Origin of the sequence: Streptomyces sp. NPDC021562, assembly GCF_040640875.1 — a bacterium.
Taxonomy (GTDB): Bacteria; Actinomycetota; Actinomycetes; order Streptomycetales; family Streptomycetaceae; genus Streptomyces.
Genome location: NZ_JBFACN010000019.1, coordinates 62,423 through 88,968, shown reverse-complemented (window position 1 = coordinate 88,968; position 26,546 = coordinate 62,423). Strand labels below are relative to the sequence as shown.

General features: G+C 73.4%; 26 protein-coding genes. 9 read left to right on the top strand and 17 right to left on the bottom strand.

Features of this window, described 5'->3' with window-relative positions:
• Window positions 1–26: 26 nt before the first annotated feature.
• Together AB0G52_RS27705 and AB0G52_RS27700 are read right to left on the bottom strand one after the other, a co-directional pair.
• Window positions 27–563, bottom strand: a complete 537-nt coding sequence (locus AB0G52_RS27705) for a hypothetical protein (RefSeq protein ID WP_132891049.1) — start codon at window positions 561–563, stop codon at window positions 27–29.
• Window positions 560–1,537, bottom strand: coding sequence for a DUF4129 domain-containing protein (locus AB0G52_RS27700; protein ID WP_361339691.1), 978 nt, complete (start codon window positions 1,535–1,537; stop codon window positions 560–562). Before AB0G52_RS27700 ends, AB0G52_RS27705 begins: the two co-directional genes overlap by 4 nt.
• Before the next feature lie 229 nt (window positions 1,538–1,766).
• Here AB0G52_RS27700 and AB0G52_RS27695 point away from each other — a divergent pair, with 229 nt between their 5' ends.
• The 3 genes from AB0G52_RS27695 to AB0G52_RS27685 all read left to right on the top strand — a co-directional run bounded on the left by AB0G52_RS27695 (window position 1,767) and on the right by AB0G52_RS27685 (window position 5,743).
• Window positions 1,767–2,207 carry an Lrp/AsnC family transcriptional regulator gene (locus tag AB0G52_RS27695; RefSeq protein ID WP_361339688.1) on the top strand — a complete coding sequence of 147 codons (441 nt, stop codon included), beginning with the start codon at window positions 1,767–1,769 and terminating at the stop codon, window positions 2,205–2,207.
• Between the two features lie 80 nt (window positions 2,208–2,287).
• The gene (locus tag AB0G52_RS27690) at window positions 2,288–5,245 is read left to right on the top strand and encodes an aminotransferase (protein ID WP_361339686.1); all 2,958 of its coding nucleotides are present in this window, start codon (window positions 2,288–2,290) and stop codon (window positions 5,243–5,245) included.
• A 129-nt stretch (window positions 5,246–5,374) separates the two neighbouring features.
• A complete protein-coding gene (locus AB0G52_RS27685) occupies window positions 5,375–5,743 on the top strand; it encodes an ANTAR domain-containing protein (protein ID WP_132891045.1) in 369 nt (122 codons plus the stop codon).
• An 8-nt stretch (window positions 5,744–5,751) separates the two neighbouring features.
• Here AB0G52_RS27685 and AB0G52_RS27680 read toward each other — a convergent pair whose 3' ends face one another.
• The 4 genes from AB0G52_RS27680 to AB0G52_RS27665 all read right to left on the bottom strand — a co-directional run bounded on the left by AB0G52_RS27680 (window position 5,752) and on the right by AB0G52_RS27665 (window position 8,304).
• Complete coding sequence (locus AB0G52_RS27680) at window positions 5,752–6,540, bottom strand: OBAP family protein (protein ID WP_361339683.1); 789 nt, start codon at window positions 6,538–6,540, stop codon at window positions 5,752–5,754.
• A gap of 42 nt (window positions 6,541–6,582) precedes the next feature.
• Window positions 6,583–6,840 carry a hypothetical protein gene (locus tag AB0G52_RS27675; protein ID WP_361339680.1) on the bottom strand — a complete coding sequence of 86 codons (258 nt, stop codon included), beginning with the start codon at window positions 6,838–6,840 and terminating at the stop codon, window positions 6,583–6,585.
• 50 nt (window positions 6,841–6,890) lie between these two features.
• A complete protein-coding gene (locus AB0G52_RS27670; protein ID WP_132891042.1) occupies window positions 6,891–7,787 on the bottom strand; it encodes an NAD-dependent protein deacetylase in 897 nt (298 codons plus the stop codon).
• 271 nt (window positions 7,788–8,058) lie between these two features.
• Complete coding sequence (locus AB0G52_RS27665; RefSeq protein WP_132891041.1) at window positions 8,059–8,304, bottom strand: DUF5133 domain-containing protein; 246 nt, start codon at window positions 8,302–8,304, stop codon at window positions 8,059–8,061.
• Between the two features lie 289 nt (window positions 8,305–8,593).
• Between AB0G52_RS27665 and AB0G52_RS27660 the strand changes: the two genes are divergently transcribed.
• Window positions 8,594–9,817 (top strand): PP2C family protein-serine/threonine phosphatase, encoded by a 1,224-nt coding sequence (locus AB0G52_RS27660; protein WP_361339677.1) that lies wholly within the window; start codon window positions 8,594–8,596, stop codon window positions 9,815–9,817.
• Between the two features lie 125 nt (window positions 9,818–9,942).
• Complete coding sequence (locus AB0G52_RS27655) at window positions 9,943–10,479, top strand: TerD family protein (protein ID WP_361339674.1); 537 nt, start codon at window positions 9,943–9,945, stop codon at window positions 10,477–10,479.
• 95 nt (window positions 10,480–10,574) lie between these two features.
• On the opposite strand, the gene AB0G52_RS27650 is transcribed toward AB0G52_RS27655, so the two are convergent.
• The 3 genes from AB0G52_RS27650 to AB0G52_RS27640 are packed head-to-tail and all read right to left on the bottom strand — an operon-like array spanning window position 10,575 to window position 12,125.
• Window positions 10,575–11,375, bottom strand: coding sequence for a rod shape-determining protein (locus AB0G52_RS27650; protein ID WP_361339671.1), 801 nt, complete (start codon window positions 11,373–11,375; stop codon window positions 10,575–10,577).
• Window positions 11,372–11,746, bottom strand: a complete 375-nt coding sequence (locus AB0G52_RS27645) for a TraR/DksA C4-type zinc finger protein (RefSeq protein WP_361339848.1) — start codon at window positions 11,744–11,746, stop codon at window positions 11,372–11,374. Before AB0G52_RS27645 ends, AB0G52_RS27650 begins: the two co-directional genes overlap by 4 nt.
• A gap of 52 nt (window positions 11,747–11,798) precedes the next feature.
• Entirely contained in the window at window positions 11,799–12,125 is a 327-nt protein-coding gene (locus AB0G52_RS27640; RefSeq protein ID WP_361339668.1) for a TraR/DksA C4-type zinc finger protein, read from the bottom strand.
• Window positions 12,126–12,347: 222 nt separating this feature from the next.
• Here AB0G52_RS27640 and AB0G52_RS27635 point away from each other — a divergent pair, with 222 nt between their 5' ends.
• Both AB0G52_RS27635 and AB0G52_RS27630 read left to right on the top strand, forming a co-directional pair.
• Window positions 12,348–13,301, top strand: a complete 954-nt coding sequence (locus AB0G52_RS27635) for a HAMP domain-containing sensor histidine kinase (RefSeq protein WP_132891036.1) — start codon at window positions 12,348–12,350, stop codon at window positions 13,299–13,301.
• Window positions 13,298–13,963, top strand: a complete 666-nt coding sequence (locus tag AB0G52_RS27630; RefSeq protein ID WP_132891035.1) for a response regulator transcription factor — start codon at window positions 13,298–13,300, stop codon at window positions 13,961–13,963. Before AB0G52_RS27635 ends, AB0G52_RS27630 begins: the two co-directional genes overlap by 4 nt.
• Window positions 13,964–13,972: 9 nt before the next feature.
• Here the strand turns inward: AB0G52_RS27630 and AB0G52_RS27625 are convergent, their stop codons facing one another.
• On the bottom strand, window positions 13,973–14,815 hold the full coding sequence (locus AB0G52_RS27625; RefSeq protein ID WP_132891034.1) for a hypothetical protein: 843 nt from the start codon (window positions 14,813–14,815) through the stop codon (window positions 13,973–13,975).
• A 93-nt stretch (window positions 14,816–14,908) separates the two neighbouring features.
• Window positions 14,909–15,310, bottom strand: coding sequence for a hypothetical protein (locus tag AB0G52_RS27620; RefSeq protein ID WP_132891033.1), 402 nt, complete (start codon window positions 15,308–15,310; stop codon window positions 14,909–14,911).
• Between the two features lie 148 nt (window positions 15,311–15,458).
• Between AB0G52_RS27620 and AB0G52_RS27615 the strand changes: the two genes are divergently transcribed.
• Window positions 15,459–18,395 (top strand): BTAD domain-containing putative transcriptional regulator, encoded by a 2,937-nt coding sequence (locus AB0G52_RS27615; protein ID WP_361339663.1) that lies wholly within the window; start codon window positions 15,459–15,461, stop codon window positions 18,393–18,395.
• A gap of 14 nt (window positions 18,396–18,409) precedes the next feature.
• Here the strand turns inward: AB0G52_RS27615 and AB0G52_RS27610 are convergent, their stop codons facing one another.
• The 6 genes from AB0G52_RS27610 to AB0G52_RS27585 form a co-directional block, all read right to left on the bottom strand.
• Window positions 18,410–19,417, bottom strand: a complete 1,008-nt coding sequence (locus AB0G52_RS27610) for a MerR family transcriptional regulator (RefSeq protein ID WP_132891031.1) — start codon at window positions 19,415–19,417, stop codon at window positions 18,410–18,412.
• 8 nt (window positions 19,418–19,425) lie between these two features.
• Window positions 19,426–20,094 carry a HEAT repeat domain-containing protein gene (locus tag AB0G52_RS27605; RefSeq protein ID WP_132891030.1) on the bottom strand — a complete coding sequence of 223 codons (669 nt, stop codon included), beginning with the start codon at window positions 20,092–20,094 and terminating at the stop codon, window positions 19,426–19,428.
• Window positions 20,095–20,186: 92 nt separating this feature from the next.
• On the bottom strand, window positions 20,187–21,200 hold the full coding sequence (locus AB0G52_RS27600; protein ID WP_132891029.1) for a Rieske (2Fe-2S) protein: 1,014 nt from the start codon (window positions 21,198–21,200) through the stop codon (window positions 20,187–20,189).
• A complete protein-coding gene (locus AB0G52_RS27595; protein WP_361339659.1) occupies window positions 21,197–22,207 on the bottom strand; it encodes a phytoene/squalene synthase family protein in 1,011 nt (336 codons plus the stop codon). The genes AB0G52_RS27600 and AB0G52_RS27595 overlap by 4 nt, the downstream gene beginning before the upstream one ends.
• Window positions 22,204–23,745: a phytoene desaturase family protein gene (crtI, locus tag AB0G52_RS27590; protein ID WP_132891027.1), complete on the bottom strand. Its 1,542-nt coding sequence runs from the start codon at window positions 23,743–23,745 to the stop codon at window positions 22,204–22,206. The genes AB0G52_RS27595 and crtI overlap by 4 nt, the downstream gene beginning before the upstream one ends.
• The gene (locus AB0G52_RS27585) at window positions 23,742–25,013 is read right to left on the bottom strand and encodes a polyprenyl synthetase family protein (protein ID WP_132891026.1); all 1,272 of its coding nucleotides are present in this window, start codon (window positions 25,011–25,013) and stop codon (window positions 23,742–23,744) included. Before AB0G52_RS27585 ends, crtI begins: the two co-directional genes overlap by 4 nt.
• Before the next feature lie 276 nt (window positions 25,014–25,289).
• Between AB0G52_RS27585 and AB0G52_RS27580 the strand changes: the two genes are divergently transcribed.
• Window positions 25,290–26,519: a lycopene cyclase family protein gene (locus AB0G52_RS27580; protein WP_361339655.1), complete on the top strand. Its 1,230-nt coding sequence runs from the start codon at window positions 25,290–25,292 to the stop codon at window positions 26,517–26,519.
• The last annotated feature ends 27 nt before the right edge of the window (window positions 26,520–26,546 follow it).

The following is a 26,546-nucleotide window of genomic DNA, read 5'->3' as shown; positions in this document are numbered from 1 at the left end:
CGCGGCGACGACCGCGGCAGCGCCGGTCACAGGGATTCCAGACGGTCGAGCAGCAAGCGCAGGACGGGCTCGGGGAGGATGGGCCCGGGAGCGGTCGCCGCGGGATCGATCCACGGCCACAGCTCGGGTCCGACCAGCGCCCGGGCCCGCTCGGGGTTCCGGTACATCGCCACGCCGTGCCGTTCGGCCAGCCGGGCGGCGAACAGCCGCTGCAACTGCGGACGCATGACCGTGGGGAAGTGTGCCTCCCCGTCGGCCGCGAGGGTCTTGGACACGAGGTGCCGCCACCCGCCGAGCGCCGGGGTCCGGCTCGCCAGCAGGCGCACCGGCCTGCGGTAGCCGCTGTCCTCGGCGCCGCCGCCCGCGGCATACCGCCCCAGGGCCAGTGCGACCGCGGTGACGAGGGCGAGGCCGGTGGCGGCCGCCGCGGCACCGTCGGCCAGGGCGAGCAACACGACGGCCGCGACCGCGGCGGTACAGAGGAAGACCAGCGAGTGGCGTACGGAACCGGGTGTCACCGGCAGGGAGTTGACGAGGGCCCGGATCCGGGCGAGCGCCTTCACGAGGCACCCGCGACGGCTCCGGACCCGGAGGTCCGCGAGCGCAGGCCGTCGGCGATCTCGGCGAGTGCCGCCGCGGCCCGGTCGCGGTGGCCGCCGTCCATCGGGTGTGTGGAGTAACGGGCCTCACGGAACAGCGCGGTGAGCGCCGCGGCGGCCGCCCTGCCGGGCAGGCCCCCGGCGACGGCCCGCTCCAGCAGGTCCTGCGGGCTGTCCGAGGCGTGCCGCGTCACGCCGGAGTAGGCGAGCGACTCCTCCATGGCGGCGTAGCAGGCGATGACGGCCGCACGGGCGTCGGTTCCGTCCAGCAGGGCACGGCGCCCGGAGTCCACGGCCTGGGCCAGGCGTTCCCGCTCGTCGCCGAGCGTCGCGTACGTCGCCCGGAGCTCGGGCGCCGGCGGGCGGGTCAGATGCCGCCACAGCCGCAGCCCGGCGATCAGGACGACCACGACGAGCAGGGCGATGCCGAGGCCCAGCAGGATGCGCGTCAGCCCGACGTGCATGCCGTGCCCCGCGTGCCCGGAACGCAGTCCGGTGGGCGCGGTGGGCGACGGTTCCTGCCGCGAGTCCGGCAGCGGTGACGGCCCGGGGCCGCCGCCGTGGCCGCTGCCCGACGAGCCGAACCGGTGCAGGACCAGGACGAGCAGCGGGACGACCAGCGACGCGGCCATCAGGACGCGGCTCACGGCGTCGGCCAGCCGTTGTTCCACCGGGTTCGGTTCCCGGGCGGCGCCGACCTGGTCCCGGTACTTCGCGCGCAGCGCCAGGCCGCCCAGGAGCGACAGCAGGGCGAGGCCGATCACGAGGACGGGGTTGCCGCCGAGCGGCCCGCGGCCCTTGGCCAGCAGGTCCGGGTCGGGGCGCAGCAGCAGCGCTCCGAGGGCCGCTCCGCCCACCACCAGCACTGCCGACGCCGCCTGTGCGGCGCCGATCGTGCCGTGCCGCCGTGGCCCGCCCGCCGTTCGCTCCCGCCCCACCGGCCCGCCCTCCCTCGTGATCGCAGCTTCGCACACGGTTCGACGGTGTGTCAGCAGAGGGTTGCGTCCGCTGGCCCTGGGCCTGCTCGCCCCGACGGCGTACAGCCCCTCCAGCGCAGCACGAGGTGATTGATTCGATCGTCCTGACGCTTGAATCGATCGTACTGATCCGGCATCGTGCTTGTATCCGCTGTACCGGCGTGTGGTTCCCGTAAGGGAGAGGTGCTTCATGGACGAGATCGACCGGGCCATCCTGCGGGAGCTGCAGGTCGACGGTCGTATTCCCTACGCCGACCTGGGACCCAAGGTGGGGCTGTCCCCTTCGGCCGCGCGGCTCCGGCTGCAACGGCTGATCGACGCCAAGACGGTCCAGGTCGTCGGCGTGACCGACCCCATGACGCAGGGCCGGCAGGCGATGGCGCTCCTCGGCCTGCGCGTCGACGGCGACCCCCGGGCGGTGGCCGACGAGCTGGCCGGGCGCGACGAAGTCGTGTACACGGTCCTGACCGCCGGGAGCTTCGATCTCTTCACCGAGGTCGTCTGCAGCGGGCCGCGCGACCTCCTGGACTTCATCAACGACGTCGTCAAGACCGTCGAGGGTGTCGCAGCCGTGGAGAACTTCCCCTACTTCTCCATCCACACCCACCGGTTCCTGTGGAACGCCGACTGAGGCACCCGAGCGTCCCGCTCCGCCCGCCCCGTCGACCGCCTGCCCCACCCCACGCTCCGACGCCAAGCCGAGGACCCCGCATGCCGCACGCCGACCACCGCACGACCGACTTCTTCACCGAAGGCGCCCTGCCCGCACCCCGGACGACGCCCGCCGAGGCGGAGCACATCGCCGCCCGGTACCTCGGCATCACCGCGGCCGCGGAGGAACTGGGCAGCCAGCAGGACGCCAACTTCCTGCTGCGTGCGGAGGACGGGGCGACCCTGGCGATCCTGAAGATCGCCAACCCGGCCTTCGGCGCCGTGGAGATCGAGGCCCAGGACATGGCGGCCGACCTGATCGCCGCGGCCCATCCGGAACTGCGCGTCGCGACCGTGCTGCGCCGCCAGGACGGCTCCCCGCGGTGTGCGGTGGTGGACACCGACAACGGCCCGGCGGTCGCCCGGCTGCTGCGTTACCTGCCCGGTGGTCCGCTGTCGGGACGCCGGTACCTGTCCCCGGGCACGGTGGCGGCCATGGGCACGATCGCCGGGAAGGCCGGCACCGTCCTGCGCGACTTCCGGCACCCGGGTCTGGAGCGCGTTCTCCAGTGGGACCCGCGGTACGCCGACCGGGTCGTCGCCCTGCTCGCCGGGTACGTCGGCGAACCCGACCGGCGCGCCGCCGTCCTCACCGCGACCGCCCAGGCCTGGGCCCGAGTGCAGGAGCTGGCTGCCGAGCTGCCGTTGCAGGCCGTGCACCTGGACCTCACCGACGACAATGTGATCCGCCGCCCCGGCAGCCGCCCGCCCGTGCCCGACGGCATCATCGACTTCGGTGACCTGACCACGAGCTGGGCGGTCGGCGAACTCGCCGTGTCCCTCTCCTCGATGCTCCACCACGACGGCATGGAACCCCATGCCGTGCTGCCCGCCGTCCGTGCCTTCCACGCGGTCCGGCCGCTCTCCCCGCAGGAGGCGGAGGCGCTGTGGCCGCTGGTCGTCCTGCGCGCCGCCGTCCTGGTCGTCAGCGGACGCCACCAGACCGCTGTCGACGAGGACAACGCGTACGCCGAGGCGGCGATCGAGCGCGAATGGCGCATATTCGAACAGGCCACGCGTGCGCCCCTGCCGGTGATGACCCACCTCGTCAAGGACGCGGTCGGCCTCGGCGGCGCACAGGCCGGGGCCGAGGCACCCGCGCACTGCCTGCTGCGCGGTCTCGCGACCGCGGACCTCACCACCCTCGACCTGTCCACCGGCGCCGACTCCATGGACCACGGGGCCTGGCTCGAAGCCGGCGTCGAGGACCGGCTGGCGGCCCGCGCGCTCGCGGACGGCGCGGTCGCGGTGACCACCCGGTACGCCGAGGCACGGCTCACCCGGACCCCGGCCCTCTCGGCCGTCTCCCGCGCCACGGTGCCCACCGGCATCGACCTGTGGCTCGGCCGGGACGCCGTGGTGCAGGCCCCCCTCGCGGGGCAGGTCCTCGCCGCCGGGCCCGGCCGGGTGGAGCTCACCCAGGGCTCGTACCTGCTGACGCTGTCCCTTCCCCGCGCGGTCCTGCCCGCCGTCGCCCCCGGCGCGGTGGTCGAGGCGGGGGAGGAGGTCGCCCGTCTCCCCTCCGGATCCGCGCTGCACATCGCGCTGCGCACGGCCGGCAGTCCCACCGTCCCCGACCTGGTCCGCCCCGAGTACGCAGCCGGGTGGCTCCCGCTGACCACCGATCCCGCCCCGCTCCTCGGGCTCCCGGCCACCAGCCGTCCGCAGGACGGGGACCTGCTCGACCGGCGCGACGCCGTGTTCGCGACCGTACAGGGGCACTACTACGCCGACCCGCCCCGCATCGAGCGGGGCTGGCGGCATCATCTGCTGTCCACCGAGGGCCGTTCGTACCTCGACATCGTCAACAACGTCACCCCGCTGGGCCACGCCCACCCCCGCGTCGAGCGCGCGGTCTCCCGGCAACTGCGGCGCCTCAACACCAACTCGCGCTTCCACTACGCCTCGGTGGTGGAGTTCACCGAACGCCTCGCCGCCCTGCTGCCGGCACCACTGGACACGGTGTTCCTGGTCAACTCCGGCTCCGAGGCGGTGGATCTGGGTCTGCGGCTGGCCATCGGCGCCTCGGGGCAGCACGACGTCGTCGCGTTGCGCGAGGCGTACCACGGCTGGACCTACGCATCCGACGCGGTCTCCACCTCGCTCCAGGACAACCCGAACGCCCTCACCACCCGCCCGAGTTGGGTGCACACCGTGGACTCGCCCAATTCCTACCGCGGTCGGCACCGGGGGGCGGACGCCGTGCGGTACGGGCCCGAGGCCGTCGCGGTGATCGACGCACTGGCCGCCTCCGGCCGCCCGGCAGGAGCGTTCGTCGGGGAGACCTTCTACGGCAACGCCGGGGGAGTGGCCCTGCCCGACGGCTATCTCGCCCAGGTGTACGCGGCGGTCCGCCGTCACGGTGGCCTGGCCGTCGCGGACGAGGTCCAGGTCGGGTACGGCCGCCTGGGCCACTGGTTCTGGGGCTTCGAGCAGCAGCGGGTCGTCCCCGACGTCGTCTGCGTGGCCAAGGCGATGGGCAACGGCCATCCCCTCGGCGCCGTCGTCACGTCGAAGGAGGTCGCGGACCGGTACCGGGACCAGGGCTACTTCTTCTCGTCGACCGGGGGCAGCCCGGTCTCCAGTGTCGTGGGCCTCACCGTCCTCGACGTCATGCGGGACGAGGACCTCCAGGGGAACGCCGTGCGCGTGGGCGGTCATCTGAAGCGCCGCCTGGAAGCACTGGCCGACCGCTACGACGTCATCGGCGCCGTGCACGGCTCGGGTCTCTACCTCGGCCTCGAACTCGTCCGGGACCGCGTCGCCCTGGAGCCCGCCACGGAGGAGACCGCCGAACTGTGCGACCGCATGCTCGACCTCGGGGTGGTCGTCCAGCCCACGGGAGACCATCTCAACATCCTCAAGATCAAGCCGCCGCTCTGCATCGACATCGCCGCGGCCGACTTCTTCGTCGACATGCTGGACCACGCCTTCGCCGATCTCGCGCACGCCCGCTGACGCAGTCGGTCCTTCAGGGAGCACAGGGAGCACAGGGAGCGTTCAGGGGCATACGGAACGGACCTCCGGGAAGACGAAGGAGAGCCCGCAGCACCCGTACGACGCTCCCCCCACACGCATTGGCGACTGATGGCAGCCTTCTTCACGCTCTCCCGGACGCGCCCGCTCACGCTCCTGTCCGCCACCGACCTCGCGGTCGAGAACGAGCGGCTGGAAGCCGAGTGCGGACAGCTCCAGCGGGCCGTCACCTCGCACGCCACCATCGACCAGGCCATCGGCGTCGTCGTGGTCCTGGGCCGGCTCCCCCCGGAGGAGGCCTGGCGGGTCCTGCAGGACGTCTCCCAGCGCACCAACACCAAACTCGCCACCGTCGCCCAGCACATCCTCGCCTTCGCCCAAGGCGGCGACCTCCCCCCAGCCGAACGGAGCGAACTGCGCCGGGCCCTCAGTCGCTACCGGGGTTCAGCCGCAGTTCTCCGGCCCTCGGGCCGGGGGTGAAGCGAATCTCAGCGCTTGAAATCCCGTTCCTCGACGCGCGTCTGCACCGTCCGGCCGCTTTCCCAGACGTTGGCGCCCGGCGCCACTTCCGGCGTGGGAATGTCCGCCCGCTTCTGCCGCTTGCGAGCCGTCGAGACGCCGAGTTCGTCGTCCCGGGCCTGGATCAGCTCGTCCGCTGCCTGTCCGTCCTCGGTGAAGCCCATCATCAGCTGCGGAATGCCGTAGGGGAAGTCGTCGCGGTCGTACTGCCACGTGTGGAACGTCTTCCCGTACGTGGTCACCAGGTCCTCGAAATAGGCGTGTTCGGCCATGTCGGGGATGCCGGGGGCGGTGAGGATGCCGGACTTCACCTCGTAGTGGTGGCTGTGCCACAACCGTTTCTCGTCCTCCGGCAAGCCGCGGAAGCGCTCCTCGCTGATGATGTACTCGATGCCGATCAGCCGGGCGTCGGGCGCGTTGCGATCGAAGATCACGCACTGGTGCAGGTCGTGCCGGAGATGGATGCAGAAGTGCGTGGCCTCCACCTGACGGCCCATGTCGTCGGCGTACATGTGGAAGCCGTTGAGATACGTGCTCATCGCTTCCAGCGGATACTTCCGCTGTACGGCGCCGGCCGCCAGGTCGAGCGCCCGGTGCTTGAGCGGGTGCCCCTTGCCGACCTTGCTGACGGTGGCCGCCTTGCGGCCGAACAGGAGACCGGCCGTGGCCGTCAAGCCTGCCGCGACACCGATGCCGATGGTCGCGGCCGTTCCCCGGCCGGACCCGCGCGAGCCGTGCGTGCCGTGTCCGTGTTCCATGGCCGACGAGTGCCCTGCACCCCGTGGCCGTAACGGAGTGCGTCAGTCCGACGGGCTCAGCTCGGTGTGCACCAGATTCACCAGGTCGACGGCCTCGGGGGCCCGGGAGTCCCGGGGGACCTGGTAGTAGCCGCCGAGAGTGGCGATCACATCGGTGCACGAGTCGTCGTACTCGTGGCCGTCGCCCTGCCACCACCAGACCGTGTCCCGGATCTCGTCCTTCGACGGGCGCCCGGACAGGACGATGTCCCGGCCCTGGACCTTCCCCGTGATCCTGGCGGAGTTCGCGTCCGCTGCCATGTGCCAGCTCTCCCTTCCCTCACGGCTGCGGATACCCGCCGGACGAGGGCTCAGTCGGCCCGCCCGCCGACCGGGATGCCGAGCCGGTCGGCCGCGGTGGTCAGGGCCGATCCCAGCGGAAGGGCGACCCGGGTGAGGGCGTGCGGGTCGCCCCGGGTGGGGTCCCGGTTGACGATCAGCACCGGCTTGCCCTCCTGCGCCGCCTGCCGGACGAACCGCAGCCCCGACATCACCGTCAGCGACGAGCCGAGGACCAGCAGTGAGGTCGCCTCACGGACCAGGCGCCGGCAGCGCTCGACGCGCTGCGCCGGCACCGCCTCCCCGAAGAACACCACGTCCGGTTTGAGGACGCCTCCGCAGTCGGCGCACGGCACGACGCGGAAGTCCCCGACCTGAGCGTCGGTGAGGTCGGCGTCACCGTCCGGGTTGACCCCCGCGGCCACCGGGTCGAAGCCCGGGTTCTCGGTCTCCAGCCGCCGGGCGAGCTCGCGGCGCGGGCTGAAGGTACGGCAGGAGAGGCAGACGACCCGGTCCAGGCTGCCGTGCAGCTCCACGACGTCCTCGCTGCCGGCGGCCTGGTGCAGACCGTCGACGTTCTGGGTGATCACGCCCGAGAGACGGGCGTCCCGGGCGAAGGCGGCCACCGCCAGGTGCCCCGCGTTCGGGCGGGCCCGCCCGAAGGTGCGCCACCCCAGGTGGCTGCGCGCCCAGTACCGGCGGCGCGCCTGGGCGCTCCCGGTGAAGTCCTGGTAGGTCATCGGGGTGTGCCGGCTCAGGCTCCCGCCCTCGCCCCGGTAGTCGGGGATCCCCGACTCCGTGGAGATGCCCGCCCCGCTCAGCACCAGCACCCCGCCGGCGCTCAGCGCGTCCACGACGGGCCGCAGATCGGTGGTGCCCGGCGGCAGGTCCGCGGCGGGGGTCCAGCTCAGGGTGGGGCGCATGCGCATGCCGCCAGGGTAAGGAATCGGCGGCACTCCGCGGCGGGCCCGCCCGACCGCCGCGGAACCGTCTCGTCCCCGAGGCCGCCGTTGCCCCCGGCCCGCCGGCCCACGCGCTCCCGGTCCACGGGGGTGACCATGCGGTCGGTCCCTGCGAGCCGCGCAGATCTGCGCCCGTCGGCACGCCCACGCGCCTGGCGATCGGCGTGGGCTTCCGCCTGGCGGCGCCGGCCGCGTAGCACGGGACACCCGACGCTCGTGGCCTTTCCCGGCGGCCGTCTCATGCCGCCAGGGTCGAGGTCTTCCGCCTGGTGGCCTCGCGGTCCGCGCGGTAGCGCTGCAGGAGCGCGTCCGCGGCGGGCAGCGCCTGTTCGACGGTGCGGGCTCCGGTCAGCGCGCACAAGGTGTGGGTGACGTCCTCGAGTGCCCTGCTGGTGCGGCCGGTCGGACGGACATCGTGCTCGATACGGGCCTGGGCGAACTTGGCCAGTACGGCGCGCAGTTCCTTCTCCGCCGGAAGGATCATGGTGGTTCCTTTCACACAGGCACAGCTCGCAAGGCACCGGGGTGCCACCGCGAGGAACGGGTTCGATCGACGGCCTTCCGCTGCCCGCGGCACCGGAGGACGTGGAGCAAGTGATCAAGTGCCCCGCCCCACGGGATCTACACAGGCCCCCGCCGACCGGCCGCGGTGCCCCGCCGACGCGCCGTTCCTCCGGGACCAGTTCAGCGCCGCGGGCGCCGGTGGTCGTACCCGCTTCTCAGATGTGGAAGAGGACGGTCGGTGTGAGACTGGCAGGGAAGGGGTGATCTCCGTGCCCGACCCATCGCACGCCGGGGCCGATCCCGACCCCGCCCCGGACGAGAGCCGGCTGGAACGGCTGATCACCGAGGCCCAGACGGCCCTGCCGGTCGAACTGCCCGCCCTGGCCGACAGGTGCGCGGCGGCTCTCGGCCTGGGCAGCGCACTCATCTACCTCGCCGACCTGCAACAACGACTCCTCATCCCACTCGACGAGGCCCTGGTGTCGCTCCCGGTGGAGGGCTCCACCGCCGGCTGGGCGTACCGGACGATCTCCACACGGGTGGCCGACGCGGGTGACGGCCTGGTCGTCTGGATACCCCTGGTCGACGGCGCGGAGCGGCTGGGCGTGCTGGGAGTGCGCACCGCCTCGCTGGACGGACTGCTGATGCGTCGCGGCCGGATGCTGGCCCACCTGCTGGCCATGCTGATCACCTCCAAGCGTGCCTACAGCGACTGGCTCGCCGCCCGCACCCGTACCGCACCCATGCGGTTGCCCACCGAGATGCTGCGGGCCTTCCTGCCGCCGCGCACCATCGGGACCACGAGGTGCGTCTCGACCGCGGTCCTCGAACCGGCGTACGACATCGCGGGCGACGCCTTCGACCACTCGGTGGTCAAGCACGTGCTGCACACGATGATCCTCGACGGCATGGGCCACGATCTGACCGCCGGCCTCACCACGTCGGTCGCCATGGCCGCGGCCCGCAACACGCGCCGCGGCGGAGGAGGCCTGGCCGACGTCGTCGGCTCCGTCGACCAGGCGGTCGCCCAGTGGCTGCCCGACCATTTCTGCACGGGTGTGCTGTGCCGGCTCGACACGAAGACGGGGTTGCTGCACTGGGTGAACTGCGGCCACCCCCCACCGCTGCTGATCCGTGACGAGCGCGTGCTCAGCGGAGCGCTGGACAGCTCCCCGCAGCCGCCGATCGGCCTCGCCGGCCCACTCGCCCCGGCGGCCCGGCGGGTCCACGAGACGAAACTGGAACCGGGCGACTGCGTCCTGCTCTACACCGACGGTGTCGTGGAGGCACGGGACGCCGACGGCGCCGAGTTCGGCCTCGACCGGTTCACCGACTTCATCATCCGCTCCAACGCCGCCGGTCAGCGTCCGGCCGAGGTGCTGCGGCTGCTCATCCACGCCATCCTCGACTACCAGCGCAACCAGTTCCGGGACGACGCGACGATCCTGCTCTTCGAATGGCGCCCGCAGGGCGGCAAAGCGGTGTCGCGTTGACACGCGGTCGCGGCCGGACAGCCGGTACGCGTCGGGCGCAGGCTTCAACACGATCTTGTCGAGCCATACTTGACCTGCGGGGACCATCCCGTGACGGTACGCGTCGGCGGGAGAGGGAGCTTTCGGTGAGCGGCGGCAGCAGCGATGGGATCAAGAAGGTCGAGGTGCGGCTCAAGTGGGACCCGAGTCCCTTGGGTCAGCCCCCTCACCACCTCGACATCGTCGCCACGACGTACTCGGCGGACGCGCCCCACGGGCGTCCCGTGTACGTCGTCCACTACGACAGCCGCTCCCCGGACGGGACCATCAACATGAGCCGGCACAGCCGAACCGGCCTGGGCCTCGGCTACGTCGAGGCGATGACCCTCGAACTCGACCGTCTCGCGCCCTCGTTCGCACGGGTCGTCGTGGGAGTCGTGATTCACCAGGACAGCGGCCCCAAGACCTTCGGTGACCTGACGAACACCGGAGTCCTGGTCGTGCACGGGTACGTGGAACTGCTGAAGGACGACTTCGCGCAGCTCGCCGGGTCCACGGCCGGCACCGTCGCGGAGTTCGTCAGGGACGCTTCGGGAGCGTGGGAGTTCCACCGCATGATCCGGGGGTTCGACAGCGACCCGGTGACCTTCACCGAGGAGATGGGCGCTGCGCCGCAGCCCTGACCCGGGCCCGGGGCCGCGCGGTTCGGCCGGTTTCCGCGGATTGGCCTCGGCGCCGGTGGTGAGGGTCTGCGCCTCGGCAGCGCCGCTGGGGAGCGTCACCCCGCGGTGGTGGAGGGGTGGGTGTGGGCGGCCTGGAGGAGTTTCGCGGCGCCGCGGACCGCGGCGGTGTGCGGGCTGGGGACGGTCCGCACGGGAGCGTGGAGCCGCTCGGCGAGGGGGCCGGTGATGTCGGCCCGCAGTGCGCCCCCGCCGGCGAGAAGGGCGCCCCGCCCGAGGGCCTGACGGGCCATGGAGGTCCGGTCGAGGTCGAGCATGGCGCTCACCATGGCGACGACCGCTTCGGTGATCCGGGCGGGCCGGGTGTGCCCGCCCAGGTCGCCGGTGCCCAGTGCGGTGTGGCGGGCGTCGGTCACCGCGCCGTCGGTGAGGAGCGTGACCTCGGTCAGATGGGCACCGATGTCCACGACGAGCAGGGGACGGCTCAGGTCGGCGTCCGCGCCCAGAGCCACGGCGCGCGCGGCGGGGACGGTCAGCACGGTGCGCGGGCGCAGGATCTCGACCGCGGTGCGGGCTTCGGAACGGTAGGCGATGCCGCCCAGCACGGGCGTGGTCAGGATGATCAGCGGGCGGCCGTGACGGGGCAGGCGGTGGCCGAGCAGCCGGTCGAGCATCCGGGCGGTGGCGGGGGTGTCCACGATGGTGCCGCGCTGGACGGGGTGGGTGGCGCGGCCACCCGGGGCGGTGGCCGTGGGCACGTCGAGGATCGAGCGCCGTCCGGACGTCCAGGCCCGGGTGCGGGCGCTGCCCAGATCGAGGGCGATGCCGGTGCACTGCCGGCACCAGGGCCACGAACGGTGGCCGGCGCCCGCGGGACGGGAGCCGGACGTGGTGGTCATCGGCCGGCCTCCCTGACCTGCTGGCAGCGGGTGCAGTAGCGGGCCTGCGGCACGATCATCAGGCGCTCACGGGTGATGGGCTTCCGGCACAGGTCGCAGTTCCCGTAGCAACCCTGGTCCATGCGCGTGAGGGCGGCTTCGACATCGGCCAGGACCATGCGGGCGGAGGCGGCGAGTTTGACGCGGACCTCGGTCTGGGCGGCGGCCCGCCGGTCGAGGAACGCGTCGGCGCGGGTCGGGGCGGCGGACGACAGCTGCTGCAGCTGCTCCTGGCGGAACAGGCGCTGCTCGCGCAGGTTCGCACGCAGTGCGGCGAGGTCCTCGACCGACAGGGTCGTGGTGCGGACGTCGATGATCTGGCGGTCCACCAGGCCACCTCCTGAACACGGCGGGGAGCGGGGGAGAGGGCGGACGCGGGGCGGATCAGGCGCTGCCGCGCTGGCAGGGGACACAGAACGGGGTGTGGGGCAGGATCTCCAGCCGTTCGACGGGGATGGGCCTGGCGCACTTCAGGCAGACGCCGTAGGTACCGTCCTGGACGCGGGCGCAAGCGGCCTCGACCTCGGTGAGGACTCGCCGGAGAGTGTCCCGCTGCGTGGACAGCACCGGTTCCGCCGGACCGGGCCCGGCTTCGTGGAGGGCCTGCAGCTGGGTGAGGCGGGAGGCGCGTTCGTGTGCGAGGCGCTCCAGGGCGACGTCGGGCGTCAGCCGTTCCCGGCGGGTACCGGCCCGGGGTGCATCAGGTGTCATGCCCCCACCGTGGCCGCGGCGCCCCGTGAAAACCATCGGGCGCGATACCCATCTGCGGGCCGCCCCCGGAAATGGGCATCGGAGCCCATCGACGGCCGGGCAGGCAGCGGGCAGTCTGGACACCGGGCCGGTCAAGAATGAGGCGCCGCGGTTCACGCTCGGGGTGTGCGGTGACCGACAGTGGAGACGAAACCGTGTCACCCGAGGAGAGGCGTCATCCCGGTGTCCCTGTTCTGGCGGATCTTCGCGCTCAACGCGCTGGTACTGGGAAGCGCCACAGCGCTGCTGCTGTGGGCGCCGGTGACCGTCTCCGTACCGGTGGTGCTGACCGAGGCGGTCGTCCTCGTGGGCGGTCTCGTCGTCATGCTGGTCGCCAACGCGGCCCTGCTGCGGATCGGCCTGACCCCGCTCGACCGGCTCACCCGGCTGATGGGCACCGTGGACCTGCTGCGCCCCGGTCAGCGGCTGCCGGAAGGGGGCCGCGGCGAGATGGCCGAGCTGATCCGCACCTTCAACGCCATGCTCGAGCGTCTCGAGCACGAACGGGCCACCAGCAGTGCCCGCGCCCTGCTGGCCCAGGAAGCCGAGCGGCGCCGCATCGCCCAGGAACTGCACGACGAGGTCGGCCAGAGCATGACCGCGATCCTGCTGGCGCTCGGGCGGGCCGCGGGCGAGGCGGACGAGCCGCTGCGGGGTGAACTCCGGCAGGCCCAGGAGATCACCAGGGGAAGCCTGGACGAGGTGCGCCGTCTGGTACGTCGACTACGGCCGGGCGCGCTGGAGGACCTCGGTCTGGTCAGCGCCCTGACCTCGCTGACCAGCGAGTTCGCGACGCACACCGGACTGCGCATCGTGCGCCGCTTCGACACCGGCCTGCCCCTGTTCGACCAGCAGACGGAACTCGTGCTCTACCGCGTCGCCCAGGAGGCCCTGACCAACGCCGCCCGCCACGCCGAAGCCGACCGGGTCGAAGTCGGCCTGCGGCACACCGGAGAAGCGGTGGTGCTGGCCGTCACCGACGACGGCCGAGGAATGGGCGTCACCCGCGAAGGGGCAGGGATCCGCGGCATGCGCGAGCGGGCCCTGCTGATCGGGGCCACGCTGGATGTCACCAGCCGGCCGCAGGCCGGTACGACGGTCCGACTGACCGTGCCCCACCTCAGGAAGCAGCCATGACCGCGCCCCGCACTCCCGTGATCCGCATCCTCCTCGCCGACGACCACGCTCTCGTACGCCGAGGGGTGCGGCTCATTCTGGACCGGGAGCCGGACCTCGAGGTCGTCGCCGAGGCCGGGGACGGCGCGGAGGCCGTCGAACTGGCCCGTACCCATGAGGTCGACCTGGCCGTGCTGGACATCGCCATGCCCCGGATGACCGGTCTGCAGGCCACCCGGGAACTCCTCGCGCTCAAGCCCGGCCTGCGCGTGCTGATGCTGACGATGCACGACAACGAGCAGTACTTCTTCCAGGCGCTCAAGGCCGGCGCCGGCGGTTACGTGCTCAAGTCCGTCGCGGATCTCGATCTGGTGGCCGCGTGCCGGGCCGCCATGCGCGACGAGCCCTTCCTGTACCCGGGCGCGGTCACGGCGCTCGTCCGCACCTACCTGGACCGGGTCCGCAACGGCGAGGAGCCGCCCGAGCAGGTGCTGACCGCGCGCGAGGAGGAGGTCCTCAAACTCGTCGCCGAGGGCCACACCTCCAAGGAGATCGCGGAGATGCTCTTCATCAGCATCAAGACCGTCCACCGGCACCGGGAGAACGTGCTGCGCAAGCTCGGCCTGCGCGACCGGCTGCAACTCACCCGCTACGCGATCCGTGCCGGCCTCGTCGAGCCCTGATGCCGGCCCTCAACCGTTCCGGTCCAGGTACTGGAGGAACACCGACACATAGATCCGGTCAGTGGCGCGTGAGCAGGGGAACGTCGCCACCGCGGCGGCGAGTTCCGACTGATGGAACTTCCGCCACACCGGATTCCGGGCGGCCAGCGCCGCCAACCGGTCCTGGGGCAGCTCCCGGCCGCCGCCCTGAATGCCGGCCATCACGGACGTGTACCGCTTGCGCAGGGCCGTGATGAGCGCGAGACGGGAACGCGCCGGATGGCCGGCCGCCGCCGCACAGGACCTCCACGCCTCAAGTGCCGACCGGTAGCGTCCGTCGCGTTGCACCTCACCGTCCACCCGAGCCCACTCGGCGTTGGCCTCCGGGATGCCGTACTCCTTCTCGGCCGTGCGCTGGGAGCTGTCGACGCACCCCGGAAGGGCCGCGTCATAGGCCCTGCGGGAAGCAGCGGAAAGGTTCCTCTGGTAGCTCCTGGCCGCCGTGGAATCGGGAGCGAAGTGCGGGAACACCGAGATTCCGAACCCGTGCTCGCGCGCGTACCCGAGACTCGAGAAGTCCGACGCGTCTTCGACGTCCACCACGCTGCGCGGGTTCCTCGGCAGGTACCGGGAGCCGTGCGACCTCATGCAGGTGGAGGTCAGGGCCTCCGTGCGGGCGGCGACCTCCAGATCGAACGCCGCCGACTCCGACTGCCCGGAAGCGCCGGCCAGGATCAGCACGAAACGGCGGGTGTTGGCCGCCGCCCGGGCCGTCGGGCCGTCGTCGGACGGGAAGTACACGAATCCCGCCGCGACCACGGCGGCGATCAACACGGCCAGCGCGACCGCAAGGTGCTTGTGTCTGCTCAGCATCGTCCGGGCCTCCTCCTCCCACCGGCCGGCCCCGGTGCGCCCCGAACGGGACGCACCGGGGTCCTTGTCGTCCGCTCAGTCACCCATCACCCGTCACCAGTTGCTCAGGTCGACGCCGACCTGGTCGAACCCCTGGTTGTAGGTGCCGTTGTTGGTGCAGTCGTAGTGCGAGGAGTTCGTGCCGTTGCGCGCGACGATCGAGGACTCGTACCAGTTCGCTCCGCCGTTGCCCCGCAGGCAGTGCGCCATGTCCTTGCCGCCGTCCGCGCCGGACACCCAGACGAGCGACTGCTGGTAGCGCTGGTAACGGCTGTCCCAGTTGTTCGCCACGAACTGGTAGTTGCCGGTCCTGCCGGAGTCGTTGTACGGGCCCGTCTGCGTCACGTTGCCCGTCTTGATCGTCGTCTGCGCCTCAGCGCTGCCCGCGGCGAGGCCGATCGTGGCGCAGCAACCTGCGACCGCCAGTGCGCCGAAGGTCTTCCAGTTGCGAAGCATGGTGGATGAGTGCCCCTTCTGTCGTCTTGCGCGTATCGAGCCGTGCGGCACAGACGCTATGGACACCGATGCGTCGGCCGTCCTAGATTCGTCCTAGTGCGAGGTCAGCCAGGGGGAGCGGCGCTCATCGTCACGTAGCAGGGGGAGCATGAAATTCGGCTTACTGGGGCCGTTGCACGCCCAGATCGCCGGACGCGCGGTCCCGCTGAACGGGCCGCGTCAGGCCAAGATGCTGGCAGCACTCCTGATCGACGCCAACGACACCGTGCCCATGGAACGGCTCGTCGCCGTGATGTGGGACAGGAACGCGCCCGCCACCGCCGTCCGTCAGGTCCAGGACGCCGTCTCCGGACTGCGCCGCAACCTCGGGGCCTGCGGCGCGCCCGCCACCCTGATCAGCACCCGGCGCGGCGGCTACGAGATCCACCTGGACCAGGACCAGCTGGACCTGCTGGAGTTCGAGCACGAACGTCACGTCTGCGAACAGCACACGGCCCCGGTCGAGAAGGCAGCCGCGCTGCGGCGGGCGCTCGCCTGCTGGCGCGGGAACGCCCTGGTCGACACGCCGAGCCAAGCCCTGGAGATCGACGCGGCACGGCTGAACGAGAGACGCGCCGCCACGCAACGCCAGTGCCTGGCCATCGAACTCGACCTGGGGCGTCACCGGGAGGTCATCGACGAACTGGCCGCTCTGCTGCGGGAGCACCCCTACGACGAGCAGGCCGCCGAACACCTGATGGTCGCCCTCTACCGCTGCCGACGACAGGGCGAGGCACTGCAGGTGTACGAGCGGCTGCGCCGTACCCTGGCCGACGAGCTCGGCGTCGACCCGGCCGCCCCGCTGCGGGAGCTGCACCAGCGCATCCTGACCGCCGATCCCGACCTGACGGCCACGAGCCCGGCGAAGGCCCCGTCGCCCACCGCACCGCACAGTCCCGCCCCGACGGTCACCGAGCCGACGATGGCGCTGCCGGTGCGGCAACTGCCCCACGACGTACCAGACTTCGTGGGCCGTACGGAAGCGCTGGCGGAGATCGCCGGGCTGCTCGGCGGACCGGCGCCGAACCGCGCCCCGGTGGTCGTCGTCGTGGGCGGTCCCGGTGTCGGCAAGTCCTGCCTGGTGACGCATGCCGCGCGGCTGGCCGGCGCCGGCTTCCCGGACGGCCAGCTCTACCTCGACCTCGCGGCCACATCGGACCAGCCGCGGGACCCGGGCCTGATGCTGGCCGAAGCACTGCGCGCGCTCTCGGTCACCGGCAGCGCGATCCCGAACGGACTCGCCGAGCGAGCCGCGCTCTACCGGTCGCTGCTGGTGGACCGCCGCATGCTGGTGGTGCTGGACGACGCCGGGCACGCCGATCAGGTGCTGCCGTTGCTGCCCGGCGCCGAGGGCTGCGCCGTGCTGATCACCAGCCGCACCCTGCTGACCCAGCTTCCCGGTGCCCGCCACATCGACCTGGACGTGCTGAGCCGGGCGGAGGCACGGGAGTTGTTCACCGGAATCGTCGGCCGGCGGCGGGTCGAGCGGGAACCGGAGGAGGCCGACGCGATCCTCGACTGCTGCGGCAACCTGCCGCTGGCCATCCGGATCGCCAGCGGCAAGCTCACCGGCCGCCCCGCCTGGTCGCTGCGGGTCCTGCGGGAACGCATCGAGGACGAGTCACGCCGGCTGGCCGAACTGAGGATCGGGGACCTCAGCGTACGCGCCAGCGTCGAGCTGAGCCTACGGCTGCTGCCGGCCGACGCGGTGCGCGCGCTGAGCCTCCTCGGTCTCCTCGGCCCCTACACCCTGCCCGGCTGGGTGGTCGGCCCGCTGTTGGACCGCCCGGACGGCGACGAGGTGCTGGACACGCTCGTCGACGCCAGCCTGGTGCGGCTGACCGCCACCGATGCCCTCGGTGAGCCGCGCTACCGGCTGCACGACCTGATCAGGACCTGTGCCGTCGAGATCGCCGCCTCGCTGCCCGCGGAGGACAAGCGGGACGCCGTCATCCGGGTGCTGTCCGTCTGGCTCGGGTTGGTCGGGCGCGTCACCGACCGGCTGCCGCCGGCCGGCCTGCTGGCGGCCGCGCCCGGTAGGGCACCGCGCCGGTCGCTGCCCGACGCGGTCGCCGGCCGGTTCACGGCCGACCCGCTCGGCTGGTTCGACGCGGAACGCGACAACCTCCTCGGCGCGGTGAGACTGGCCGTGGACTGGGGCCAGGACGAGCTGGCCTGGGAGCTGGCGGCCGGCGCGGCGACCTACTACGACCACCGGTGTCTGTACCAGGACTGGCAGCACGGGCACCGGCTCGCGCTCGAAGCGGTCGAGGCCGCGGGCAACGGGCACGGCGCGTCGGTGCTGCTGCGCGGTCTCGGCCAGTTGTCCATCTACCAGGACGAGTTCGATCGGGCCACCCGGGCCCTGGAGTCGTCCCTCGGGCTGTGCCAGGACGGTGGGGACAAACGCGGCGAGGCGCTGTCGGTCGCCATGCTCGCCACGGTCAGCCGGGTGCAGGGCCGGGACGACGAAGCCCTCGAACGCGTCGAGCACGCGCTGGCCATCGCGATCGGTGCGGGCGACCGGGTCGTCGAAGCGCAACTGTCCTGCTCCATGGGCGTCATGAAGCTCATGCAGGGCAAACTCGACGAGGCGCAGTCATGGTTCGACGGGGCCCTGAGCCAGGCTCGGGCGCTGGGCGACGACCACCGCGTGGCCGTGGTGCTGCGGCGGTACAGCCGACTGCACGACCGGCGTGATGATCCCGACGAGGCGCTGCGCTGCCTGGGGCAGGCGCTGGCCACCTTCGAGGAACTGGCCGACGAGCGGTGTGCCGCGTACACGCTGCTGGAAGTCGGCCGTGTGTACGCGGGGCGACACGACCGGGACCGGGCGAGCCCGGCACTGGAGCGCGCGGCGGCCCTGTTCCACCGGCACGGCGACCGCCAGGACGAGGCCACCTGCTGGCAGCTGATCGGCGACCTCGACGCCGCCGCGGGCGCACACCACCTCGCGCACCAGCACCAGGAGCGGGCGCAGCGGCTGTGGAACACGATCGGCGACCTCAACCGGACGAAGACGCCGGCACGACCGTCGTCGCCGTGAGGGGAGCCGCCCGCTCATCGCACGTCGCGAAGCCGCAGCAGGTACGCCGCGGTCAGCGCCACGGCACGGTCCTCGTCCCGCGACAGCTCCACCAAGGCACCCGTCGCCGTGCTCCCGGGGATGTCCGCCAGCGCCTGGGTCAGCCGGCCGCGCGCGGGCGCGTCGGTGGTTCCGTGGGCGAGGCGGTCCACCAGGCCGGCCGCGATCCGGTCCGTTGTCGCCGCGTCGATCGCCAGCATGCCCAGCGCGTCGGCCGCGTCCGTGTCGTTGCGCCCCGCCACGATCATGTCGATGAGCGTGGGGACCGCGTCGATCACGCCGCGTGACCCGAGCGCCAGAGCCGCTTGTCCGCGGACCGTCACGTCGGGGTCCGCCAGCGCGTCGCGCAGCCGCGCGGTCGCCTCGGCACCGGGGATCTCGGCGAGCGACCGTACCGCGCGTTCCCGTACCGCGCTCACCGGTGAGCCGAGGCCCCTCGCGAGCAGTGCCGGGCCGGCGGCCTCGCCGGATCGCGCCAGCGCCCAGCGAAGGGCGCCGGCGACGTTGGGCTCCGTCTCACTGAGCACCGCCTCGACCAGGGCCTCCACCGGCGCCGGGACCTCGTCGGCGCAGGACAGTGCCGCGCGCTGGCGCGCCCCCGCGCTCTGCGCCCCGAGCGCCTGGAGGAGCGCCACGGTCTGGAGGACGTCCTCCCAGCCCGCGGGCTCCGCGGCGTCGATGCGGCGGAGTCGCGTGAGCAGCTCGGTCTCGGCCGCGATGCGGTCGCGCGCCTGCCGGATGAGGTCCGCGACGAGCGCCGAAGGCGTGAACCCGGGATCGTCGAGCGCCCGCCCGATCTCGCGCAGTGACATGCCCAGCGACCGCAGACTCTCGATGTGGAAGATCCGCCGGATGTCGTCGCCGGAGTACTCCCGGTAACCGGAGCCCGTACGGCCCGACGGCCGCACCAGACCCAGCGATTCGTAGTGCCGGAGCATCCGGGCGCTGACCCCGGACCGTCGCGACACCTCACCGATCAACACAGGTGACATCATCCGCCCTGGGGCGCCCCGGTGAGAGCCACGATCCGCTTGGCCTCCTCGATCGCCGCCGCGAAGCCGGTGTCCGGGTCACGCAGCAGCCGTTGCGTGGCGAGGGCGTGCGCCCGCACACGCGGGTCGGAGCTCGCCGTCGCGTCCCGCAGAGCCGGCGCGATCACGTCGCCCAGGGCGACCAGCGCCTGACTGAGACTCAGCTGCGTCTCCGGCCCGCCGCGCCCGAGCTGCGCCGCCAGCACCGTGGCCAGGCCGGGTTCCTCGCCGTCCGGCACGAGGACGACGGCCGCCCGCCAGGCGCTCCTCGCCACCTCGTCGTCGGCGTCCGACAACAACGCCCGCGTGATCGCCGGCCACACCTGACGGTCCCCGATCTTGGACAGCGTGTGCAACGCCTGGCTGCGTGCCTGGGCATGCTCCGAGCGGACCTCGCGGAGCAGCTCGGGGAGCGTCAGGGACACCGGGTGACGAGTCAGCGCCCAGGTCAGCATGTCACGGACGAAGAAGTCGGACTCGATCGCGCAGCGCTCGACCAGCGGGCGGACGAAGCACGGATCGGGCGCCGAACCGACCGCCAGAGCGGCCTGCAACCGCACGGACGAGCGACCGTCCTCCAGTGCCCGGAGCACTCGTATCGCATCCGTGTCCTGTCTCGTCATGGCCATCGGGACCACCTCCTGGGGAGGCAGTGAAGACCTTGTCACCGTGTCAGGGTCAAACAGGGGGCCGAACGGGGGAGCCACCTGGCGCACTCACCTCACTCACCGGGGAAGCGCCCCGTGGAACGCAGCTCCCAGCGCCGTTCGGCGTAGGCCAGGTCGTCGCGCCACAGCCGGCCCGCCGCGTAGCGCATGACGGGACGCAGCAGCGGGGCGGTCCGGCGGGCCACGGCGAAGCCCCGGCGCTCGGACGTGGCGATCACCGCCTCCACCACCGCGGTACGCGGCCTGCCCAGGCTGTCCGGGCCCAGCGGGCTGGCGTGGGTCTCCACGACGGAGCCCTCGCCCTCGCCCTCGGTGATCCTCATGACGACCGTGCGCGGGCCCGGAGCGGTGAACACGGCGCGGACCGGGACGACGAGCCGGCCGGCGAGCTTGAAGGAGACGTCGACCGTGAACGCGTCCTCGCCGTCGTCCCGTCCAGGAGCGTCCACGACGGTGAGGTCGACAAAGGAGTACGGGTGGAACCAGGCCCCGTGCCAGGGGTCGAGGCGGTTCGCGACCACGTCCGCCGGTTCGCACACGCCCTGCCCGGTGTACACCGCGGTCAACGCGCCCGCCGCGGCGGGCCGTTCGGGCACCGGCGGCCGAGGCGTGGGCTCCTCGCCCCCGGCGCCGTCCAGCCGGACCCACAGCAGCACCCCGTCGTCGTACGCGGGCCAGGGCTCCCAGCCGGCGAACGGTCCGCCGTCCAGGGCGAGTCCGTGCCAGTGGCAGACGAGTGTGCCGCACCGCACCGGGCTGTCCCGGAGCGGCGCCCCCAGGTGCGGGCAGACACCGGGTCCGGCGACGAGACGGCCTTCGGCGTCGCGCCACAGCACCACCTCCTGGCCCGCGACGGTGCGGGCCAGCGGGCGGTCCCCGGGCAGGTCGCGGGCGGCCCCGACGACGTACCAGTTGCCGCCGGGCCGCTGCTGCGCCCGCTTGAGGGCGTCGGCGATGAGCGCGGGCCGGGCCTCGCGCCAGGTCGGGCGCTGGCGTTCCCAGGCGACCGGGTCCCGGCGCAGCCGCAGGGGGAGTCGGGCTCGCCGGGGCGTACGGTCGGACGTCATGCGGCCTCCTCGCAGGGGGTGGGCGCGGCGGCGGGTGCGCGGCGGGCGGCGGCCAGCCGGGCCGCGGCGACCCGGAGCAGGCCGTCGGCGGCGACCAGCGCGCGGCGTCTGCGGGGGACCACGGCGCGGCGGGTCAGCACCGCCCAGCCGTCGGCGGCGACGGCGTCCAGGATGCCGCCGTAGAGCACGAACGCCGTGCGGATGCAGGGCCGGGCGACGGGGTCGAGCATCGGCACGCCGGGCGCGGCGCGCCGGTAGGCGGCGCGGGTGAGCTCGGCGAAGGCGCGCAGCGACTCCGTGACCCTGCGGTCGGTGCGGCCCTCCTGCCGGCAGCGGCGCAGCAGTGCGGTGTCGGCCCCGTGCGCGGCGAGCAGGTCCTGCGGAAGGTAGACACGGCCGCGGTCGAGGTCCTCGCCGACGTCCCGCAGGAAGTTCGTGAGCTGGAAGGCGACGCCCAGTTCGGCCGCGTAGGGGGCGGCCTCCTCGCGCGGCACCACCGTGCCGAGGACGGGCAGCATCTGCAGGCCGATCACCGCCGCCGAGCCGTGCATGTACCCGCGCAGCGCCGCGTAGTCGGCGTACTCGGTGACCGTCAGGTCGCTGCGCATGGAGGCGAGGAAATCGGTGAAGTGGCTCCGCTCGATCGCGTAGCGGCTGCTGGTGTCGGCCAGCGCGGTGACCACCGGCGCGGCATCCCGTACGCCCGTCCGGCCGCCCGCCAGACCCCGGGTGAGGTCGTCGGTCAGGCGGTCGAGGGCTGCGGCCCGCCGTGCCGTCTCCTCGCCGGTGGGGGCGCCGGGGCGGTCCTCCAGCGAGTCGACGATGTCGTCGGCCCAGCGGGCGAAGCCGTACAGGGCGTGCACCGCGGGGCGCCGTTCGGGGGGCAGCAACCGGGTGGCGAGGAAGTACGTGCGGCCGTGCCGGGCGTTCAGCTCCCGGCAGTGGGCGTAGGCGGCGCGCAGTGTCGGGTCGGTGATGCGAGCGGCGTCCAGCTCGCGAGCGGTCACGGTCGTACTCCTTCGGCGGTCGGCCGGGCTGTCCGGCGGGCGGTGGCGCGGGCGCGGGTGCCGCCGGTGACGCGGGCCGCGGCCAGCTTCCCCGACAGCAGGACGGGCGGTACACCCACCCCGGGGGTGGTGCCACAGCCGGCCAGGACGGCGTTGGCGGTGCCGCGCACCAGGTTGCGCGGGCGGAACGGACCGGTCTGGGCGAAGGTGTGCGCGGCGGAGAAGGGCGTGCCCGCGGCATGTCCCTGCGCGCTCCAGTCGGCGGGGGTCACCAGGCACTCCTCCTCGATGGCGGCCGCGATGCCCGCGAGACCGCGGCGGTCGAGTTCGCGCAGCAGGCCGTCGCGGTAACGGGTGCCGAGCCCGGTCCAGTCGGCGCTGCCCGGCCCGATGTCGGTGTTGGGGCACGGGGCCAGGACGTAGTGCAGGTGGCGGCCCGGCGGGGCCAGGCCGGGGTCGGTGGCGGTGGGCCGGGTGATCAGCAGCGAGGGGTCGCTCATCAGCTCGCCGGTGTGCGTGAGTTCACGGAAGGTGCGCCGCCAGGCCCCGCCGAAGGACAGCGTGTGGTGGGCCAGTTCGGGCCAGGTACGGTCGCAGCCGGCGTGCAGGACCACCGCCGACGGGGCGTGCCTGAGCCGCGCCGGGCGGCGCGGGGTCCGGCCCAGCAGCCCGTAGGCGACCGGCAGGTCGGGGGTCAGGACGACCGCGTCGCAGGGGATGCGCAGGTCGTCGGTCACCACCGCGGTGACGCGGTCACCGGCGCGTTCCAGACGGGTCACCCGCTGCCCGTAGTGGAACACCGCCCCCGCCTCGGCCGCGGCGTCGGCCATGGCCCGAGGCACGGCGTGCATGCCGCCGCGCGGGAAGTACACCCCGGCGACGGTGTCCATGTAGGCGATCACCGCGTAGGCGGCCATCGCCCGCTCGGGCGGCACCCCGGCGTACAGGGCCTGGAAGGAGAAGACGCGCCGCAGCCGCTCGTCGCGCAGGTGCCGGGCGACCCGCGCCTCCCAGCGGCCGAAGCCGCCGAGCGCGGCGAGCCGGACCAGGTCCGGGCCGAGCAGTTGCAGCGGCGAGTCGAAGTCGGCGTCCAGGAAGCGGCCGCGCTCGGCCTGGTAGAGCTGCCCGAGCCAGTGCCGCAGCCTGCGGTAGCCGGCCGCTTCGGCGCCCCCGGCGAACCGTTCGATCTCCGCCTCCATGGCCTCGCCGTCGGTGTGCACGTCGAGGGTGCTGCCGTCGGCGAAGAGCGCCCGGTAGGCGGGGTGCAGCTCGATCAGCTCGACGCGTTCGCGCAGCGAGGTGCCGACCGCGGCGAACGCCTCGTCGGCGATCTCCGGCATGGTGAGCACGGTGGGACCGGTGTCGATCCGGTAGCCGCCGAGCTCCATGCGCCCGGCCCGCCCGCCGGGCAGGGCGTCCCGTTCGACGACCGTGACACGGCGGCCGGCGCCGAGCAGGTGCAGGGCGGCGGACAGACCGGCCAGTCCTGCGCCGACCACGACCACGTGGTCGGTGGGTCCCGCGATGGTCCGGGTCACCGGCCCGCCTCCGATCCCGCGGCGGCGAGAGCGGCGGCCCGCGGAGCCGCGGCCGGTTCGGGCACCTGACCGGCCGTGCCGGTGATCTCGGCCAGCAGGGCGCGCAGCCGTCCGGCCGCCTCCGGCTCCAGTGCGGCTTCGCCGAGGTGGCGCAGGCAGCGCCGGTCGAGCCGCGCGATCCGCGCCTCCACGTGGTCGCGGGCCCCGGTGCCGGCGACCACCTCCCGCACGTCGGCCAGTTCGCCGTCGGTGAGGTCGGACCGGCCCACCGCGTGGTCGAGCACGCCGAGCGCGTGGTGGTCGCCCGCGGCGGTGGCGAAGGCCCGGGCCACCACCAGCGGATAGGTCGGGGTGCCCTCGCGTACATCGCCGCCGGACGGCTTGCCGGTGGCCCGAGGGTCGGCGAACAGGTCGTCGAGGTCGTCCCTGAGCTGGAAGGCGAGGCCCGCGCAGCGTCCCGCGCGGCGCAGCGTCCCGGTGGTGGCGTCGTCGGCCCCCGCGAGCACCGCGCCCAGGTGCAGGGGCCGTTCCACCGTGTACAGGGCACTCTTCAGGCACGCGGCCCGGATCGACCGGCCCGGGGTGCCGGAGGACACGGCCTGGCCGCGCACGTCGAGATACTGGCCCGCCACCATCTCGGTGCGCATCGCCCGCCACACCTCGTGCAGCCGGTACGCGGTGTCGCGTGACAGCCCGGGCTCCAGCAGCAGTCCGGCCAGGGTGTCGTCCGCCCAGGCCAGGGCGAGGTCGCCGGCGAGCACCGCGGTGGACGCGCCGAGCCGTCGCGCGGCGGGGCCGGGGGCGGTGCCGGCGTACTGCTCGGTCACGTCGGCGTGCAGCGCCGGCGCGCCGCGGCGGGTGGCCGCCTGGTCCATCAGGTCGTCGTGGACGAGGGCGCAGGTCTGGAGCAGTTCCAGCGCCGCCGCCGTCCGCAGTGCCACGCGCACCTGGGCCGGGTCCCCGCCGCCGCAGGCCCGCAGCGACCACCACAGCAGCCGGGGCCGGATGCGGCGGCCGCCGCGCCGGGTGAAGCCGGCGGTCCGCTCGGCCACGTCCCGGGCGAACACCGGGTCCAGGCCGTGGCAGTCGGCGAGGCGGTCGGCGAGGAGGTCGCGCAGTTCCCGGCCGACGGCGCCCGGCACGTCCTCGTCCACGGCGCAGACGCCGCCGGAGGCGGCCGGTTCCCCGGCGCCGTGGGAGCCGGGCACGGCGGGCGGCCTGCGCGGCGGACCTGCCGTGAGACGGCCGATCGCCTGGGTGGAACGCATCGCGGATCCTCTCGCCGGTCGGTGATCCGGACCGCCTGTGGGCTGGCCGGAGTGGTCGCGCTGTTCGTTGAGACACATTCCGCACGGACCGCTCCGCCGGATGCACCATTCGGTGGACATGCCGACGCCCTGGGTACCCACCCGCACGACACGCTCCCCGGTGCATCCGCCACGGCCGCCGCGCACGAAGACTGTTCGTGCCGCCGCCGGTCCGGGAGAGGGAATCGCCGTCGCCCCGGGAGACGCATGTGCCGTCGGTCAGGCAAGGGAGCCGTCGTGGAAGGAGCCGCCGTGCAGGTGGAGTCGGACGTCGCCGTGGTGGGCGCCGGGGCCGCAGGCCTGTCGCTCGCGCTCCGGCTGGCCCGCCCGCCCGCGGCCGGGCGCAGGGTGACGGCGGTGCTGCTGGCGGCTCCGCCGGGGCCGCTGCGCGCACCACGCCGCACCTGGTGCTTCTGGGAAGCGGACGCGGGACCGTACGACAGTGCCCTGACGGCCTCCTGGCAGCGGCTGCGGGTGCGTTCCGGCGACGGACGGACGGTGGACGCCGGGATCGAACCGCTGCGCTACAAGATGCTGCGCTCCGACGCGCTGGAGGATCTGGCCGGCCAGGTGCTCGCGGCCAGCCCGTGGGTGACGACCGTGGAGGCCGTCGCCGAACGCGTGGAGTCCGCGCCCGGCGGGGCGGTGGTGCACGCCCGCCGGGCCGACGGCGGGCGGGTGACCGTACGCGCCCGCTGGGTGTTCGACTCGCGGCCGCCCGAGCGGTTGCCCCCGGCACGCACGACGCTGCTGCAGCACTTCCGCGGCTGGTTCGTACGCACCCGCCACCCGGTGTTCGATCCCGGCGCCGTGGAACTGATGGACTTCCGCACCCCGCAGCCCGCGCACGGGCTGTCCTTCGGCTACGTCCTGCCCACGGGCCCGCGCGAGGCACTGGTGGAGTACACCGAGTTCTCCCGCCGACCGCTCGGCCGGGACGCCTACGACCGCGCGCTGCGGCACTACCTGCGCGGGGTCCTGGGCGCGGGCGAGCACGAGGTACTGGAGTGCGAACAGGGTGTGATCCCGATGACGGACGCGGTCTTCCCACGGCGGACCGCCGCGTCGGTGTTCCGGATCGGGGCCGCGGCCGGGGCCACCCGCCCGGCGACCGGCTACACCTTCAGCGCCGTGCAGCGACAGACCGGCGCGGTGGCCGCCGCGTTGCACGCGGGCCGCCGCCCCGTCCCGCCGCGCGTCCACTCGGTCCGCTCGCGGTACATGGACGCGGTGCTGCTGCACGCCCTCGACCACGGCCGGGTGGACGGCCCGGCCTTCTTCACACGGCTGTTCACCCGTGTGCCCACACCCCGCCTGCTGCGCTTCCTGGACGGGCGCACCGGTCTGGCGGAGGACCTGTCCATCGGGCTGCACGTACCGGTCCCCGCGATGCTCGGCTCGGCGCTGGCCCTGCCGTTCACCTCGCGCCGCAGCGCTCCCGCCACCCCCGCGCCCTCCACGGCCTGACCCCGCCCCCTTCCCCCCTTCCCCTGT